At 66.3% G+C, this 279-nt stretch carries 1 protein-coding gene; it reads right to left on the bottom strand.

Annotated elements, in window-relative coordinates:
• A partial coding sequence (locus BST12_RS29930) for a hypothetical protein (protein WP_139802127.1) occupies positions 1 to 265 on the bottom strand: 265 nt, incomplete at its 3' end.
• Positions 266 to 279: the final 14 nt, after the last annotated feature.

The raw sequence follows: 279 nt of genomic DNA on the forward strand, positions 1-279 counted from the left end.
CAATGCGCTGCACCGCCGCCGCACGCCACTGCCGCATCTCGGCCAGCGGAATCGGTTCCTCGGTGTAGCTGCTGTTCCACCCACTGAAGTCCTGGCCCAACTCGGCCTCGGCTGCCTCCGCGGTGAACATCGACTCCCCATACAGCCCGCCGTAGATCTGCCGCCACTGACCGACCAGTTCCGCCTCGCGTTCGGGCTCGCGTTCGAGCATCTGCTGCGCATCGAGCACCACATAGCCCACGAGTTGGCCATCGTGGGGGGTCACGATCGCTTGGGCCA

Origin of the sequence: Mycobacterium angelicum (genome assembly GCF_002086155.1) — a bacterium.
GTDB classification, from domain to species: Bacteria; Actinomycetota; Actinomycetes; order Mycobacteriales; family Mycobacteriaceae; genus Mycobacterium; species Mycobacterium angelicum.